The sequence below is a fragment of the Phreatobacter aquiterrae genome (assembly GCF_053471285.1).
In genome coordinates this window covers 265,273-280,902 of sequence record NZ_JBJPHW010000004.1, presented here as the reverse complement: position 1 = coordinate 280,902, position 15,630 = coordinate 265,273, and the positions used below count along the sequence as shown (strand labels likewise).

Genomic DNA, 15,630 nt, shown 5'->3' with positions numbered 1-15,630 from the left:
GAACGTCCATGCGCGCCACCAAACGAGCTTTCCGCATCGAAACCATCTCGCAGCCGGAGGCGATGGCCTCCCACGCCGGATCGGCGGGTGCCAACGGCCATGGCCATCACGAGATCCTGTCGGAGCTGAAGCAGTTGCGCGCCCTCATCCGCCCGGCGGAGGAGGTGACGAAGCAGATGATCGACGCCTATCGCGCCGAGATGCAGGAGGCGATGAAGCTCAAGGCCGAGCTCGACCAGATCTGGCAGGCCATCGACCAGACGAAGCACGAGATCGCCACGCTCCACGTCACCGGCTTCAAGGGCAAGCAGATGACGCGGGTCACGCACGAGCTCGACGCCATCGTCTCGGGCACCGAGCAGGCGACCGAGGGCATCCTGAGCGCGGCGGAGGCCATCGACCATATCGCCAGCCAGCTTTCCGCCAAGCTGAAGAGCACCCAGGACAAGGCCGCCGTCGACGACATCCAGCAGAAGATCGTGACGGTCTTCGAGCACTGTAATTTCCAGGACCTCACCGGCCAGCGCATCACCAAGGTGGTGAACACGCTGAAGTTCATCGAGGACCGCATCGTCAAGATGATGGAGATCTGGGGCGGCCTCGAGAGCTTCAAGGACATCGAGGTGGAGGTCATCGCCGAGGTCTCCGGCGATGCCGCGCTGCTGAACGGTCCCAAGCTCGCCGAGGACGCCGGCCATGCGAGCCAGGACGACATCGACGCCCTGTTCAACTGAGGCGACGATCACGCCGGCTTGTCCGGCGCCTTGGAACGGCCGGAGCGGCGCCGCGATTCCGCCCGCCCTGCCGGCCATGTAGCATCGGTCTTTCCGTCCGCTCCCAGTGATTCGGGCTCGATGCACTCCCGCCACCGTCTCCTCGCCGCAGCTCTCGTGCTGGCCATTGCCGGCCTTCCCGGCGCCGTGCGGTCCGAGCCGGCGACCCCGGCCGAGCGCGCCGAGGCCGAACGCCGCGAGCGCCAGCGCGAACTCGACGCCATCCAGGCCGACATCGCCCGCAACCGCGCCGAGAGCGGGCGCATCGCCGCGGAGATCGCCGGCATGCGCAACGACCGCGCTGCGCTGGTGCGCTCCGCCATCGAGACCGCCGCGAAGGTGCGGGCCGGCGAGGAACGGATGGTCGAGATCGAACGCAACCTGCAAGGCCTCGACGGCCGGCAGCAGGCGCTGAGGGAATCGCTGCATGAGCGCCGCGAACTGATCGGCCAGGTTCTCGCGTCGCTGCAGCGCATGGGCCGCCGACCGCCGCCGGCCATGCTGGTCGGCCCGGACGACGTGCTGAAGAGCGTCAGGACGGCGATGCTGCTCGGCACGCTGGTTCCGGAGATGCGCGAGGCGGTGGGCGTGTTGGCGCGCGACCTCGAGGAGCTGTCCACCCTGCGCAGCCGCATCGCCGGCGAGGCGGAGCAGCTCCGGCGCGGGGCCGTGGCGCTGCGCGACGAGCGCGTGCGTCTCGATGCGCTGGCCGAAGCCCGGCGGCAGCAGGTGGCCGAGAACGAGCGTGTGCTGGAGGCCGAGAAGGCGCGCGCGGCGGGCCTTGCCCGGCAGGCTGGCGATCTCGAACATTTGATAGGCCGCATGGAAACCGAGATCGCGGCCGCGCACCGCGCCGCCGAGGCCGCCCGGACCACCACGGTGGCGCGCGGATCGGCGGTCCTCGACCGCCGCCAGCAGATGGCCGCGCTCCAGAATGCGGCCCGGATGACGCCAGCCGTACCCTTCGAACAGGCCCGCGGCGCGCTTTCCCTGCCGGTTCTGGGGGTTCGCCTGCGGGAATTCGGCGATCCGGACGGTCTGGGCGGAATCGAGCGCGGCCTCTCCGTGGCCACGCGGCCCGGCGCTTCCGTAACGGCACCTGCCGACGGCTGGGTGGTCTATTCAGGCCCGTTCCGGACCTACGGGCAACTCTTGATCCTGAACGCCGGGGGCGGGTATCATCTGGTCCTTGCCGGAATGGACAGGATCACGGTCGATCTTGGTCAGTTCGTGCTGGCGGGCGAGCCGGTCGGTGTGATGGGCCATGCCCCGCCGCCAGCCTCCGCGGTGACGACGGGCTCCTCCCAGCCCGTTCTCTACGTCGAGTTTCGGAAAGACGGGTCGAGTGTCGACCCGGCGCCATGGTGGACCTCGCGGACACCAGGCGTGCAGGCCACTGAAAGGGTTCGCGGATGATGCGCAGAGCTTCGATCCTCCTTGCCGGAGCCGCCATGGGCGCGCTGGCGACCGTTGCGGTCACGCAGCCCCGGGCCATCCTGGGGATGAACGCCAATGCCGCGGCGTCCGACACCTACCGGCACATCAACCTGTTCGGGGACATCTTCGAGCGGGTGCGGACCGACTATGTCGAGAAGCCGGACGACGCCAAGCTGATCGAGACGGCGATCAACGGCATGCTGACCGGGCTCGATCCGCATTCGAGCTTCATGGACGCGCGCAACTTCCGCGACATGCAGGTGCAGACCCGCGGCGAGTTCGGCGGCCTCGGCATCGAGGTCACCCAGGAAGAGGGTCTGATCAAGGTCGTATCGCCGATCGACGACACGCCCGCCGCCAAGGCCGGCATCCTCGCCAATGACATCATCACCCACATCGACAACGAGCCTATCCAGGGCCTGACCCTGCAGCAGGCGGTGGAGAAGATGCGCGGCCCGGTGGGGTCGAAGATCACGGTGCGCGTCACCCGCACCGGCGCGCAGCCGCGCGACATCGAGATCGTCCGCGACCGCATCGTCATCCGCGCCGTGCGCCACCAGGTGCTCGACGACGTCGGCTATGTCCGCATCACCCAGTTTAACGAGCAGACGACCGACAACCTCCGCAAGGCTATCGAGGACATCAAGTCCAAGGTCCCGGCCGACAAGCTGCGCGGCTACATCGTCGACATGCGCAACAATCCGGGTGGTTTGCTCGACCAGTCGGTGTCGGTCTCCGCCACCATGCTGGAGCGCGGCGAGATCGTCTCGACCCGCGGCCGCAACGCCGAGGAGACGCAGCGCTGGAACGCCCGCGGCGGCGACCTTACCGCCGGCAAGCCGATCATCGTGCTGATCAATGGCGGGTCGGCCTCGGCCTCGGAGATCGTCGCCGGCGCGCTGCAGGACCACAAGCGCGCCACCGTCCTCGGCACGCGTTCCTTCGGCAAGGGCTCGGTGCAGACCATTATCCCGCTCGGCAGCCAGGGCGCGCTGCGGCTCACCACGGCGCGCTACTACACGCCGTCGGGCCGCTCCATCCAGGCCCGCGGCATCGACCCCGACATCGTGCTCGAGCAGCCGGTTCCCGAGGAGCTGCGCGCTGCTGCGCGGCCGCAGGAAAATCGCGGCGAGGCCGGCCTGCGCGGACATCTGCGCAACAACGCGACCGAGAGCAACGAGGAGCGTCCGGCCTCCGCGGTCTATGTGCCGCGCGAGCAGAAGGACGACGTCCAGATCGGCCGGGCCCTCGAACTGCTGCGCGGCACGGCGACGGATCCTGCCTTCCCGCCGAGCCAGCGTGCCGCCGCCGCACCGGCGACGCCTGCTCCCGCCACGCCGGCTGCTCCGGCGCCGGCCACGCCGTCGCGCTGAGGTCGGAAAGATCTGCCCCATCAGGGCCCTCCGGCGAAGAGCCGGGGGGCCTTTTTCGTGAGGGGTCGGGTCCTGTAAGCTGGCGTCGACCCGTATCGAAGGCCTTCCGATGTCCCTGTGCTCCCCGCAGACCCGCCTGTTCGCCGACGAGGTGCTTTCGGCCTATCGCGCAGGGCGCCAAATCGCGCCGCTGACGGCGCTGGAGCCGACTTTCGCCATGGCCGACGCCGAGAAGGTCGGTCACGAGGTGGCGCGGCGGCGGGCATCAGCCGGCGAGACGATCATCGGACGCAAGATAGGCTTCACCAACCGGACCATCTGGGAGGAGTACGGCGTCTATTCCCCGATCTGGGGTCCCGTCTATGACACGACCTTCCGCGACGTGGAGGGTGCGGCGACCGTCGACATCGCCCATCTCGTCGAGCCGCGGATCGAGCCGGAGATTATCCTCGGCTTCCGTGCGCCGGTGACCGCCGGCATGGACGAGCGCGCCATCCTTGCCAGCGTCGGCTGGGTCGCCCATGGCTTCGAGATCGTCCAGTCTCTGTTTCCCGGCTGGAAGTTCCAGGGGGCGGACTGCCAGGCCGCCTTTGGTCTGCACGGCGCGCTCGTCTGCGGGCCGCGCACGGCGGTCGACGGCGACCCGGAGCGATGGATGACGGCGCTCACGGGCTTTGCCATCACCATCTTCCGCAATGGCGAGAGGCTCGACCGCGGCATCGCGGCCAATGTGCTCGACGGCCCGCTCTCGGCGGTGAAGCATCTGGCCGGCGTGCTCGCCGCCGATCCGCAGGCGAGCCCCATCCAGGCCGGCGAGATCATCACGACGGGCACCGTGACGCGGGCCTTTCCGATCGCGGCCGGCGAGACCTGGTCGACCGAGGTCGAGGGGATCGACGTCGCACCGATGCGGCTGACCTTCGCCTGACGTCCGGCGGCGGAAGCCAGTCTCAGGTCGCCACCAGCGGCTTCGGCACCGGCGCGCCCTCGGTGCCGGTCATGAACTGCGCCTTGGCCAGGTCGGCGAAGGTGCCACCCAGCGCCACCAGCTCCTCGAAGTTGCCGCTCTCGATGACGCGTCCCTGGTCGAAGACGAGGATGCGCGTCGCATGGCGGATGGTGGCGAGGCGATGGGCGATGACGAAGGTGGTGCGGCCCTTCATCACCTCCTCCAGCGCAAGCTGCAGCTTCTGCTCGGTCGTGGCGTCGAGGGCGGAGGTGGCCTCGTCGAGGATGAGGATGGGCGGGTCCTTCAAAAGCGCGCGCGCGATGGAGAGGCGCTGCCTCTCGCCGCCGGAGAGCGAGCGGCCGCGCTCGGCCACCTCGGTGTCGAGCCCGTCCGGCTGGCGCTTCAGGAAGTCCATCGCCTGGGCCCGCTCGCAGGCCTGCCAGATCTCCTCGTCGGTCGCCTCCGGCCGGCCCACCTGGAGGTTCTCCTTGATGGTGCGGGCAAACAGCATCGGCTCCTGGAACACGACGCCGATGTTGCGGCGGAGCGAGACGAGCGCGATGTCGCGGATGTCGTGGCCGTCGATGAGGACGCGGCCCGACTGCGGGTCGAAGACCCGGTGCAGCAGCGACAGGGTCGTCGACTTGCCCGAACCGGTGGAGCCGACGAGGGCGATGGTATCGCCGGGATTGGCGACGAAGGTGAGGTCGGCCACGGCGGCGCGCTTGCCGTCATAGGAGAAGGAGACGTTGTCGAAGGCCACCGTGCCGGTCACCCGGCCGATGTCGAGGGCGCCGGGACGGTCGTGCACCTGCGGCGCGGTGTCGACCACGTCGAAGAAGTCCTTGATCTTCGGCCCCTCGAGGAAAACCGAGTTGATGAAGCCGACGAGGGCCTCGAGCTTGCCGATCAGCATGGTGGCGAAGCCCATGAAGGTGACGATCTCGCCGATGGTGGCGAGGCCGTTGATGTGCAGCCAGGTGCCGACGAGGAAGATGGACAGGACCGTCAGCGTCGCCGAGGCGCGCGAGGCGACCGCCGCGATGGCCCACCACGACAGCACCGGGATCTGGGCTGCGAGAAGCGCGTCGATCGTGGCGCGCATGGCGCGCACCTCGGCCTCGACGCGGGTGAAGGACTGGATCACCGGCACGTTGCCGAGGGCGTCGGTGGCCCGTTCGGCAAGGGCATTGTGGAATTCCTGGACTTTGCCCTGGAGCGTCTCGGTCTTGCGCAGCACCCAGCTGGTCAGGATGAAGAAGAAGAAGACCATCACCACCAGAAGGCTGCCGAGCCGCCAGTTCACCCAGAGCGACACCGGCACCAGGATGACGAGCGCGATGAGCGAGGCGCAGTGCTCGCGCAGGAAGGAGAGCAGCAGCCAGGCCATGGCGTTGGAGCCTTCCAGCATCTGCTTGAGCAGGCGGCCGGAATGGGCTCCCGAGTGGTAGCTGAGCGGCAGATTCAGCACGTGCTCGAAGAAGTGCTGCATGAAGGCGAGACGCCGGCGGTGCGACATGCGGTCGGCATGGAGGGCGACCAGCACGCCCGCACCGATGGTGAACAGGCCGAAGATGACCCAGGCCAGCACCAGCGGCAGGATCTCGGGCCAGGTCACGATGCGACCGCGGGCCTGAGCGCCCGACAGGGTGTCGATGATCCGGCCGAACAGGATGGGCTCGGCGAACATGATGCATGCGAGCACGATGTTGCAGCCGAGCAGGATCATGCCGAGCCGGGTTTCCGGGCCGAGCTGCTTGAGGACGCGCCAGTAGACCCTGAGAAGCGACATGCGAAGGCCCCGCGAACATCAACCACAGACGAGTCGCCAGAAGCACACTTGCCAGACGAAACCTGCAGCTTGCTCGAACTGGCTCCAATCACGCGACGTGTCAACGTCGGATGGTTATCTGGCCCTGCGTAGCTATCGCCATCGTGGCCTCCATCGCCAGGATCACATATCGTTGGCGTAGGGGTAGATCCTTCAGGCGGCCTTCAAACGATTCAGAGAGATTGAGTCGAACGGGTGTGTCTTCGCGCCATTTGATACCTACCTTTCCGACCGCCTTGACTAGCTGATCGACGTCCGCCTTCGAAATTTTCTCGTCCCCTCTATGAGCGAATCTATTTCTATGGCTATTCATGATAGTGAATGGCGACAAATAAATTTCTGCGACCCCGAGTAAATGCAATACCTCAATCTTTTGGCTTAAATACCGAAATCCGCTCCTATCAACTAAGTATCTGTCATTTGTCTTGTGCGCAATTACGGAATCAATAGCTCTTTCTGCCTCATAGTGACATCTAATAATGACACCGATATCATCGGAAGACTTAAGGGCTTCCAAGAAGCGATCCATGTCTGGATTGTGCTGAGTAACCACTGTGGTCATTGGGACGGCCGTTGATGGGTATCCATGGTGGTAGTTCATTGGATAAACCACTTTGAGTCAAAATCGCAGTCCTCTCCCTAGCCACGGCAGGGCGAGATGGGGCGCCACCGTCGCGGCGATGTCGGCGAACGTATCGCGCCGCCCGATGTTGCCGACCGGCAATCCCGGCCCGAAGGCGAGGACGGGGACATGCTCGCGGGTGTGGTCGGTGCCGCGGAAGGTCGGGTCGCAGCCATGATCCGCGGTGATGACGGCGAGGTCGCCGGGCCGGAGCGCGGCTTCGAGCGACGGTAGCCAGGCGTCGAAGGCCATCAGCGCCCGGCCATAGCCCTCCGGGTCGCGGCGGTGGCCGTGGAGCGAGTCGAAGTCGATGAAATTCGCCATGAGCAGGCCGCCGTCGGGCAGCGTCGCAAGGCCTTCGAGGGCGCGCGCCTGCAGCGCCGCATTGCCGGAGGCCTTCAGCACCTCGCCGGTGCCGACATGGGCGAAGATGTCGCCGATCTTGCCAACCGTGACGACGCCTCGCCCGGCGTCCTCCGCAACCTTCAGCAGGGTCGGGGCCGGCGGTGGCACCGCATAGTCGCGACGATTGCCGGTGCGCACGAAGTCGCCGGCCGACACGCCGGTAAAGGGGCGGGCGATGACGCGGCCGATGTCGAGCGGATCGCAGAGGCGGCGGGCGATGCAGCACAGTCCGTACAGCCGCTCCAGCCCGAAGGCCTCCTCGTGGGCGGCGATCTGCAGAACCGAATCCACCGACGTATAGAGGATCGGCTTGCCGGTCCGCATGTGCTCCTCGCCGAGGTCGGCGATGATCTCGGTGCCTGAGGCGTGGCGATTGCCGAGGATGCCCGGCAGACCCGCCTCGCGGACGAGGGCGTCCGTCAGGCTGGCGGGGAAGCAGGGCACGGTCTGAGGGAAATAGCCCCAGTCGAAGGTGACCGGCACGCCGGCGATCTCCCAGTGGCCGGACGGCGTGTCCTTGCCCGTCGAGGTCTCGACGGCATAGCCGTGGCGGGCGGAGAACGGCCCGTCCGCCGAGAGGCTGGGCGGCAGGCGGCCCGTGGAGGCGAGCGCCGCGGCGCCGAGGCCGAGACTGTCGAGGTTGGGCAGCGCGAAGGGAAGCCTCCTCTCCGCATACCATTCCGCCACGTGGCCGAGCGTGTCGGCGCCCGCGTCGCCATAGCGGGCCGCATCGGCGCTGGCGCCGATGCCGACCGAATCGAGGACGAGGATGAGGGCACGCGGCATGGCTCAGCCTGCGATCCGCGCCTGAACCAGGGCGCCGACGGCGGCGCCGCCATCGCCGAGCGACACGGCGCGCTCGATCATCGCCGCAACTCCTGCCATCGTCGCCTCGTCCCGGCCATGGACAAGGGCCAGCGGCTGGCCGGCTTCGACCTCCTGGCCGAGCGCGACGATGTCGGTGAGCCCGACGGCATGGTCGACCGGATCGGCCGAGCGGGTGCGGCCGCCGCCGAGCGCCACCACCGCCATGCCGATGGCGCGCGCATCGATCGACAGCACCGTGCCGGCGCGGGGCGCGGCCACCGGGCGCACCAGCGGCGCGCGCGGCAGGTGCTTGTCGGGATGCTCCATCAGGTCGCGCGGGCCGCCAAGGGCGGCGACCATGCGCTGGAAGACCTCCGCCGCCCGGCCGTTGCCGAGCACGCGCTCCAGCTTGCCGAGGGCGGCGTCCAGGTCGGGCTCCAGCTTGCCGAGCACCAGCAGTTCGGCTGCGAGCGCCATGGTGACGCCATGCAGGCGCGACACGGCGTGGCCGCCCTCCAGATGCTCGATGGCGATGCGCACTTCCAGCGCGTTGCCGGCCGCCGGGCCGAGTGGCTGGTCCATGGCGGTGACGAGCGCGACCGTCGGCAGGCCGGCGCCGGCGGCGACCGTCGCGATGGACTGGGCCAGTTCACGCGCGCGTGGGAAGTCCGGCATGAAGGCCCCCGAGCCCGTCTTCACGTCCATGACGAGGCCGTCCAGCCCGGCTGCGAGTTTCTTCGACAGGATCGAGGCGGTGATGAGTGGGATGGATTCCACTGTCGCGGTGACGTCGCGCACGCCATAGATGACCTTGTCTGCGGGGGCGAGATCGGCGGTCTGGCCGATGATGGCGCAGCCGACCTCCCGCACCGTCCGCCGGAACAGGTCGTGGGCGGGCGTCGCATCGTAGCCGGGAATGGATTCCAGCTTGTCGAGCGTCCCGCCGGTATGACCGAGGCCGCGCCCGGAGATCATCGGCACGAAGCCGCCGGCCGCCGCCACCATCGGCGCCAGCATGAGGGAGACCGTGTCGCCGACGCCGCCGGTCGAGTGCTTGTCGAGGACCGGGCCGGGCAGGTCGAGGTCGCGCCAGGAGAGCGTGCGTCCGGAGGCGGTCATGGCGCGGGTGAGCGCCACGCGCTCGGGCATGGTCATGTCGCGGAAGAAGGTCGCCATGCAGAAGGCGGCGACCTGCGCCTCGGTCACCGTTCCCGTGCTGATTCCCGCGACGAAGGCGGCGATGTCCTCCTCGCCGAGCGTCCCGCCGTCGCGCTTGGCGCGGATGATCTCCTGCGGAATGAAGGTCATGTCTCGCCCGCCGCCACCAGCAGGGCGTCGAGGAGGCCGGAGGCGCCGAAGCGGAAGGTCCTCGGGTTCGCCCAGTTAGGCCCCATGATCCGGTCGGCGAGGGCGAGGTAGGTTTTCGCATCCTCGAGCGTGCGGATGCCGCCGGAGGGTTTGATGCCGATGGTGCGGCCGGACGCCCGGATCTCCTCCAGCATGAGGCTGACCGCCTCGGGGGTCGCGGAGACCTCGGTCTTGCCCGTCGAAGTCTTGATGAAGTCGGCGCCGGTGCCGATGGCGATACGCGCCGCCTCGCGGATGAGAGCAGGCGTCTTCAGTTCGCCCGTCTCGAGGATGGTCTTCAGCGTGCGGCCGGGCGGCACCACGGCGCGGACGGCGCCGAGAAGGGCGCCGACGACCTCGCGCCGGCCTTTCGCCAGCGCCCGCCAGGGCAGGACGACATCGATCTCGTCGGCGCCGTCGAGAATCGCGTAGCGGGCCTCGTCCGCCGCGCGCATGACGTCGTCGTCGCCGGCCGGGAAGTTGACGACGGTCGCGACCTTCACGGGCGTGCCCCTCAGCAGACGGCGCGCCTGCGGCACGAAGCCGGCCCAGAGGCAGACCGCGGCGACCGGGCCGAGCGGCGTCACGGCGCGGGCGCAGAGCCCCTCGACGCCGGTCTCGTCGAGGCCGTTCGACAGGTCGGTCAGGTCGAGGAGCGCCACGGCGCGTCGGGCAAAGTCCCTGTCGGTCATGGGGCAAGCTCGTCGAGGAAGCCGCGAATCACCGCCTCCATGGCTGCGGCGCCGGCGGCTGCTACGGCCTTGGTCTCGGCGTGGGAGGGCGCTTCGGGCGAAAGCCCGGCGGCCAGGTTGGTGATCATCGACAGCGCCGCGACGGTGAGGCCGGAATGGCGGGCGAGGATGACCTCCGGCACGGTCGACATGCCGACCGCGTCGGCGCCGAGCGTGCGCAGCGCGCGGATCTCGGCCGGCGTCTCGAAGCTTGGGCCGGTCACCCAGGCATAGACGCCCTCGAACAGGGCGATGCGGCGGCGCGCTGCGCCATGGGCGATGGCGGTGCGCAGCGCGGGGTCATAGGCGGTGTTCATTGGCACGAAGCGGCCGTCACCGGTCTCCCCGATCAGCGGATTGGGGCCGAACAGGGCGATGTGGTCCTCGACCACCATGATGCTGCCGGGCGGCATGTCGGGCTTCAGAGACCCCGCGGCATTGGTGACGAGAAGGCGTGGCACGCCGAGCGCGGCAAGCGTGTCGATGACCGGCTTCATGGCGCGCGAATCGCCGCTCTCGTAGGTGTGGGCGCGGCCCTGCAGCATGGCGACGCGGCGGCCTTCGAGCGTCCCGATGACGAGCCGTCCGGCATGGCCGGAGACGCCGGCATGCGGAAAGCCCGGCAGGTCGCGATAGGGTAGCACGACGGCGTCCTCGACCGCGTCGGCCAGCGGTCCGAGGCCGGTGCCGAGCACGATGGCGCAGGCAATGGGATCGGGTCCTGCGGCGTCCCGAATGGCGCGGGCGGCGGTCATGCGAGATTGTCCGGACCGAAGGAATGGGGGAGCAGCTCCGCCAGCGTGAAGCTGCGGCGGACGCCCTCGGGGCTGGCGACATGGACGGCAAGCCTGTCGCCTCCGAACTCGCGCAGGCGCTGCCGGCAGGCGCCGCAGGGGGTGCAGAGTTCGGGGCCTTCGCCAAGGACCAGAATCGCGGCTGCGGCACGGTCGCCAGACAGGATCATGGCGGCGATGGCGCCGGCCTCGGCGCAGGTGCCGACCGGATAGGCGGCGTTCTCGACATTGCAGCCGGCATGGATGCGGCCGGACGCGGTGCGGATGGCCGCGCCGACGCGGAAACGCGAATAGGGCGCATAGGCCCGCGCGTGCGCCCTCGCGGCCGCCTCGAACAGCTCCTTCACGGCTGCATCCACGTCACTCTCCCTGGACCCTCGCCGCCCGCCTTCGTCCTTGTCGCACGGCCGGCCCGGCCGGGCCAGTTCAGGGCAGGATGACGAGGCCGTCCTCGGCGCATTCCACAGTCGCCTTGTCGCGGTTCGCCAACATCTGCGGCCCCATGTGGGTGAGGATGACGCGCTTCGCCTTCAGGTCGGGCAGGCGCGCCGACAGGGTCATCCAGTCGAGATGGTTCTTCAGCGGCTTATCGTAGGTGTAGCACTCGACCAGCAGCACGTCGGCGCCGTCAGCGAGCGGCAGCAGGATGTCGGTCCAGGTGGTGTCGCCGGAATAGGCGAAGACCTTGCCGTCGCGCGCGATGCGATAGCCCTGGCAGGGGCCGGCGCGCTGGTCGTGGTCGACCGAGAAGGCGGTGATTCCGGCGCCTGCGAGCACCGCCGGCGCTTCGGGAGAGACCTCCACATAGGTGATCGGGAAGGGAAAGCTGTTGGTGCCGAAGCCGGGGAAGGCGGTGTCGGTGATGGTGCTGACGCGCTCGCGCACGCCCGTCGGCCCGGCGATGGTCAAGGGCGCGGTGCGCCGGCTCTCGAACAGCGCGTCGAGCAGGAAGAAGGGCAGGCCGCCGGCATGATCGCCGTGAAAATGGGTGAGCAGGATGGTCGAGATGGCGTTGCGGTCGATGTTGGCGCGCTGCATGGCGAGGAGCGAGGTCGCCCCGCAGTCGATCAGCATCACGGTGCCGTCGTCGCCGGTGAGGTGGAGGCATGTCGAGTAACGTCCGCCCGAGCCGAAGGCATCGCCTGAACCGAGAACGGTGATCTTCATGTCTGATCCGCTGATAAGGGCGCCGCGGCATCGGCCGCTGCACCGGGACGCTGGGGATAATCGGCACGAACCGGGTGGAGCCGGACAGGCGGCAATTTCGCACGCGCCCGCCGCTTGTCCAGAGCGTCTTCGTGCCGCTCTCCGATAGGCCCGCATCGATGCAGGCCACATACCCGTCCCGCAGAGATGACAGCGCCCCGGCCGCTGTGCACTGTTCCGCACCCCTGCAGCGACGCAAGAGCCATGACCCAGACAGACACGCTCACCATTCCCGGTCTCTCGGCGCCCGGGTCGATCGGTATCGACGCCAACGGCATCCCGCACATCCGCGCGGAGAATGAGGCCGACCTGTTCTTCCTGCAGGGCTTCCACGCGGCGCGCGAGCGGCTGTTCCAGATCGACGTGTTCCGCAAGCGCGGCCTCGGCCTTCTCGCCGCCGATTTCGGCCCCGGCTACATCGAGCAGGACCGCGCCTCGCGCCTGTTCCTCTATCGCGGCGACATGGAAGCGGAATATGCCGGCTATGGGCCGGAGGCGAAGGCGACCTTCACCGCCTTCGTCAACGGCATCAACGCCTTCATCGCGATGACCGAGAAGGACGCCTCGCTGCTGCCCTTCGAGTTCGGCCTGCTCGACACCAAGCCGGCGCGCTGGGCGCCCGAGGACGTCTCGCGCATCCGCACGCACTCCCTGTCGCGCAATGCACTGTCGGAGATCCTGCGCTGCCAGGTCCACGGCAAGGCGGACCATCGCACCGACCTTTTACGCCGCTGGCTCGAGCCGCCGGTCACGCCGAAAGTGCCGGAGGGCCTCGACCCCGCCTCCATCCCGCTACGCGTGCTCGACCTCGTCAAGCTCGCCACCGCCAACGCGACCTTCTCGAAGGAGCGGCTGGAGGCGACGCTGGAGGATGCGCCGAAGTGGCGGTCGACCACCGATCTGCTCGAGGTCGTGCTCGACGCCCAGTACACCGGTTCGAACAACTGGGCGGTGCATGGCTCCAGGACCGACACGGGCATGCCGATCCTCGGCTCCGACCCGCACCGTGTTCACGGCATGCCCTCGCTCCGGACCGTCTTCCACCTGACCTGCCCGACGCTCGACATCGTCGGCGCCGGCGAGCCATCGGTGCCGGGCGTGATGATCGGACATAACGGCACCATCGCCTGGGGCCTGACCATCTTCTACATCGACCAGGAGGATCTCTACTTCTACGAGACCCACCCGGACGACCGCGACCTCTACCGCTATGGCGACACCTGGGAGCGGGTGCGCACCGTCGAGGAGAAGGTCAAGGTCAAGGGCTGCGACGACCAGATTCTGGTGCTGAAGTTCACGCGCCATGGTCCCGTCGTTCACGAGGACGCCGAGGCCGGCCGGCTCTACGCCATCCGCGCCGCCTATTTCGAGCCTGGGACCGCGCCCTATCTGGTCGCCCACAAGCTGATGCGGGCAAAGAACCTCGCCGAGTTCCGCGCCGCGGCCGTCACCTGGGGCACGCCGTCCTGCAATCTTGTCTATGCCGACAAGGCCGGCGACATCGCCTGGATGCCGGCCGGCATCAATCCGGTCCGGCCCAACTGGGACGGCCTCCTGCCCGTGCCGGGCGACGGTCGCTACGAATGGGCCGGCTGGCGTGACCGCGCCCTGGCGCCGGTCATCCACAATCCCGAACGCGGCTTCGTCTTCTCGGCCAACGAGATGAACGTGCCGGAGGGGTGGGACCACGAGGCCTATCCCTTCGGCTTCGAGTGGGTGGACTACTCGCGGGCGAACCGCATCGAGGAGGTTCTTCTCTCCGCCTCGCCCCACACGCTCGCCACCTCGCGGGCGCTGCAGACGGACGTCGTTTCCATTCCGGCCCGCCGCCTCGGCAAGCTGCTGGCGGGACTGTCGGCACCCGATCCCGATACGGCTGCGGCGCTGGCCATGCTGGGGGCCTGGGATCATGCGCTGACCTCCACCTCGGCCGCCGGGGCGCTGTTCGAGGTCTGGTGGGCCAAGCATCTGAAGAAGGCGCTGTGGAACGCCGTCGTCGCTCCCGAACTGCATGCGCTGATGGTGCCGGGCGACGTCGATGGAACGCTGGCCGCCCTTGAGGCGCCCGACGACCGGTTCGGCGCCGACCCGGCGGCGACCCGCAATGCCCTCCTGCTGTCGTCGCTCGGGGCTGCCTATGCCGAAATGAAGGCGCTGCTCGGGCCGGATCCGCAGGGCTGGGCCTGGGGCAAGCTGCACCACGGCTATTTCCAGCACCCCCTGTCCTTCCTGCTGCCGGAGGCGACCGCGAAGGCCTGGTCGATCGGGCCGGTGCCGCATGCGGGCTCCGCCGTCACGCCCATGCATACGGGCTACAGGGGCACCGATTTCCGAACCATGATGGGCTCCTCGTTCCGCCTCGTCGTCGATCTCGCCGATCTCGATCGTTCGGTGACGATCAACACGCCGGGCCAGTCGGGCAATCCGAATTCGCCGCACTATCGCGACCTCTTCGCGAAATGGGCGGCGGGGGATTATGTGCCGCTGCCCTATTCCGAGGCGGCGGTCGAGGCGACGCTCGAACGCAAGCTCGTCTGCAAGCCCGGCTGAACCGTTTCAGGTGCCGTATTTCGCGCGGGCAACATTTGTTTCCTGGTGTGTCGCCGGGCTGAAACCCGCACTTCCTACCCTCCGCTCTCGACGAACTGAGGGGATGGGCCGGATCATGCCGCACCGCGACGCACTCGCCAGCCTCAGCCAGGCCCTGGCCGCGATCGACGTGATGATCCGCAGCGGCAAGGGGCAGGGCGGCCGTCTCGTCGAGATGGCGCGCGAGGCGCGGCATTCTGCCGACCAGCTCAGCCGGCAGAACCTGTCGCAGGCGTCCGCCGCGACGCAGGAAGGCGCGCATCCCGAGAAGGTCTAGACCGGCAGGCTTGATGTCGCCTTCACCTCTTCCATCACCGCATAGGTGCGTGTCTCGCGCACGCCGGGCAGCGACAGCAGTACCTCGCCGAGGAAGACGCGGTAGGCCGCCATGTCGGCGACGCGCGTCTTGATCAGGTAGTCGAAGCCGCCGGCGACCAGATGGCACTCGAGCACGTCGGGCGCGCGCGTGACGGCGTTCGCAAAGCGGTCGAAGACATCGGGCGTGGTCTTGTCCAGCGTCACCTCGACGAAGACGAGGAAGCCGCGCCCGAGCTTCTGCGGGTCGAGGCGGGCGCCGTAGCCGGCAATGATGCCGTCGCGTGTCAGCCGCTTGACGCGCTCGCTGGTGGCGGTCGGCGAGAGTCCCACCCGCTCGGCAAGGTCCACATTGGCGATGCGGCCGTCCTCCTGCAGCAGGCGGAGGAGCTTGCGATCGAGAGCGTCGAGCGGATCAGACATGGCGGAAGTCTCTATCACAAGGTCGTTT

Annotated in this window: 15 protein-coding genes; 6 read left to right on the top strand and 9 right to left on the bottom strand. The window is 68.5% G+C overall.

Annotated elements, in window-relative coordinates; genetic code table 11:
- Positions 1 to 8 precede the first annotated feature (8 nt).
- From ACJ4V0_RS08860 to ACJ4V0_RS08845, 4 genes are all read left to right on the top strand, one after another.
- On the top strand, positions 9 to 734 hold the full coding sequence (locus ACJ4V0_RS08860) for a protein phosphatase CheZ (protein WP_448299209.1): 726 nt from the start codon (positions 9 to 11) through the stop codon (positions 732 to 734).
- Positions 735 to 854: 120 nt separating this feature from the next.
- On the top strand, positions 855 to 2,189 hold the full coding sequence (locus ACJ4V0_RS08855) for a murein hydrolase activator EnvC family protein (RefSeq protein WP_448299208.1): 1,335 nt from the start codon (positions 855 to 857) through the stop codon (positions 2,187 to 2,189).
- Positions 2,186 to 3,583 carry a carboxyl-terminal processing protease CtpA gene (ctpA, locus tag ACJ4V0_RS08850; RefSeq protein WP_448299207.1) on the top strand — a complete coding sequence of 466 codons (1,398 nt, stop codon included), beginning with the start codon at positions 2,186 to 2,188 and terminating at the stop codon, positions 3,581 to 3,583. The genes ACJ4V0_RS08855 and ctpA overlap by 4 nt, the downstream gene beginning before the upstream one ends.
- Positions 3,584 to 3,692: 109 nt before the next feature.
- Complete coding sequence (locus ACJ4V0_RS08845) at positions 3,693 to 4,511, top strand: 2-keto-4-pentenoate hydratase (RefSeq protein ID WP_448299206.1); 819 nt, start codon at positions 3,693 to 3,695, stop codon at positions 4,509 to 4,511.
- A gap of 22 nt (positions 4,512 to 4,533) precedes the next feature.
- Here the strand turns inward: ACJ4V0_RS08845 and ACJ4V0_RS08840 are convergent, their stop codons facing one another.
- From ACJ4V0_RS08840 to ACJ4V0_RS08805, 8 genes are all read right to left on the bottom strand, one after another.
- Positions 4,534 to 6,324: a glucan ABC transporter ATP-binding protein/ permease gene (locus ACJ4V0_RS08840; RefSeq protein ID WP_448299205.1), complete on the bottom strand. Its 1,791-nt coding sequence runs from the start codon at positions 6,322 to 6,324 to the stop codon at positions 4,534 to 4,536.
- A gap of 100 nt (positions 6,325 to 6,424) precedes the next feature.
- The gene (locus ACJ4V0_RS08835; protein WP_448299204.1) at positions 6,425 to 6,892 is read right to left on the bottom strand and encodes a hypothetical protein; all 468 of its coding nucleotides are present in this window, start codon (positions 6,890 to 6,892) and stop codon (positions 6,425 to 6,427) included.
- Between the two features lie 90 nt (positions 6,893 to 6,982).
- Positions 6,983 to 8,176 (bottom strand): phosphopentomutase, encoded by a 1,194-nt coding sequence (locus ACJ4V0_RS08830; RefSeq protein WP_448299203.1) that lies wholly within the window; start codon positions 8,174 to 8,176, stop codon positions 6,983 to 6,985.
- 3 nt (positions 8,177 to 8,179) lie between these two features.
- Positions 8,180 to 9,505 (bottom strand): thymidine phosphorylase, encoded by a 1,326-nt coding sequence (gene deoA, locus ACJ4V0_RS08825; RefSeq protein ID WP_448299202.1) that lies wholly within the window; start codon positions 9,503 to 9,505, stop codon positions 8,180 to 8,182.
- The gene (deoC, locus tag ACJ4V0_RS08820) at positions 9,502 to 10,236 is read right to left on the bottom strand and encodes a deoxyribose-phosphate aldolase (protein ID WP_448299201.1); all 735 of its coding nucleotides are present in this window, start codon (positions 10,234 to 10,236) and stop codon (positions 9,502 to 9,504) included. The genes deoA and deoC overlap by 4 nt, the downstream gene beginning before the upstream one ends.
- Entirely contained in the window at positions 10,233 to 11,030 is a 798-nt protein-coding gene (locus ACJ4V0_RS08815) for a purine-nucleoside phosphorylase (RefSeq protein WP_448299200.1), read from the bottom strand. The genes deoC and ACJ4V0_RS08815 overlap by 4 nt, the downstream gene beginning before the upstream one ends.
- Positions 11,027 to 11,428 carry a cytidine deaminase gene (locus ACJ4V0_RS08810; protein ID WP_448299199.1) on the bottom strand — a complete coding sequence of 134 codons (402 nt, stop codon included), beginning with the start codon at positions 11,426 to 11,428 and terminating at the stop codon, positions 11,027 to 11,029. The genes ACJ4V0_RS08815 and ACJ4V0_RS08810 overlap by 4 nt, the downstream gene beginning before the upstream one ends.
- Positions 11,429 to 11,495: 67 nt before the next feature.
- Entirely contained in the window at positions 11,496 to 12,236 is a 741-nt protein-coding gene (locus ACJ4V0_RS08805; RefSeq protein ID WP_448299198.1) for an MBL fold metallo-hydrolase, read from the bottom strand.
- 243 nt (positions 12,237 to 12,479) lie between these two features.
- Between ACJ4V0_RS08805 and ACJ4V0_RS08800 the strand changes: the two genes are divergently transcribed.
- Both ACJ4V0_RS08800 and ACJ4V0_RS08795 read left to right on the top strand, forming a co-directional pair.
- The gene (locus ACJ4V0_RS08800; protein ID WP_448299197.1) at positions 12,480 to 14,825 is read left to right on the top strand and encodes a penicillin acylase family protein; all 2,346 of its coding nucleotides are present in this window, start codon (positions 12,480 to 12,482) and stop codon (positions 14,823 to 14,825) included.
- Between the two features lie 115 nt (positions 14,826 to 14,940).
- Entirely contained in the window at positions 14,941 to 15,141 is a 201-nt protein-coding gene (locus tag ACJ4V0_RS08795; RefSeq protein ID WP_448299196.1) for a hypothetical protein, read from the top strand.
- On the opposite strand, the gene ACJ4V0_RS08790 is transcribed toward ACJ4V0_RS08795, so the two are convergent.
- Positions 15,138 to 15,602: an Lrp/AsnC ligand binding domain-containing protein gene (locus tag ACJ4V0_RS08790; RefSeq protein WP_448299195.1), complete on the bottom strand. Its 465-nt coding sequence runs from the start codon at positions 15,600 to 15,602 to the stop codon at positions 15,138 to 15,140. The genes ACJ4V0_RS08795 and ACJ4V0_RS08790 overlap by 4 nt on opposite strands.
- Positions 15,603 to 15,630 lie beyond the last annotated feature (28 nt).